Raw genomic sequence first — 739 nt, 5'->3', positions numbered from 1 at the left:
TATAGGAGGGGTGTAATAGGTAATCTAAGTATACTTCGGCTGGACGCCTAGTTCGCTCTGCTCGTCTTTGAATACTTTTATACTTAATATAATTAATTGTTTTACCTGTTTGAGGGTCATATTCATTAATAAAATTAATTGTTTTGCCATCAGATACAAATGTTATTTCTTTAATTATTTAAATTAAATCCAGCATCTGTTAATTCTTTTGCTGTAAAGCGAACTTCTCTTAATTCTTTTGCACTAAATCCTGCTTCTTTTGCTTGTTGCAAACTATATCCTACATCTTTTAAATCTTTTAATTTATATCCTGCATCTTTTAATTGTTTTAAAGTATATATAACTTTTTCTAAAGGTTCTAAACTTAAATTAGCATCACTTAATCCTTTTTGAGTATATACTACATCTTTTAAATATTTTTCACTATATCCTGCTTCTTTTAATTGTTGTAAAGTATATATAACTTTTTTTAAAGGTTCTAAACTTAAATGAGCATCACTTAATACTTTTTGAGTATATACTACATCTTTTAAATGATAACCAGAATCTGCTAATTCTTTATCAGTAATTCCTACATCTTTTAATTCTTTTGCTGTAAAGCCAACTTCTCTTAATTGGAAAACATTAGCAGATAATTTCTTAAAATCCGAAATATTTTGATAAAGTTTAGTTTTAAAAAATTTAACTTTACCATTTTTATCTATTTCTTTAAACTTTTCTTCATTATCATCAAATTCTT

The 739-nt window shown here is 25.4% G+C and carries 1 protein-coding gene and 1 pseudogene; both read right to left on the bottom strand.

Annotated features, from left to right (window positions below; genetic code table 11):
• Positions 1–139: DUF2963 domain-containing protein (locus OL66_RS03745; RefSeq protein WP_320408520.1), on the bottom strand; the 139-nt coding region annotated here is incomplete at its 3' end.
• 31 nt (positions 140–170) lie between these two features.
• Positions 171–739: pseudogene (locus tag OL66_RS04035) on the bottom strand (DUF2963 domain-containing protein); the annotation flags it as partial.

Source organism: Chrysanthemum yellows phytoplasma (assembly GCF_000803325.1).
Classification (GTDB): Bacteria; Bacillota_I; Bacilli_A; order Acholeplasmatales; family Acholeplasmataceae; genus Phytoplasma; species Phytoplasma asteris.
This window is presented reverse-complemented; position numbering and strand designations above follow the sequence as displayed.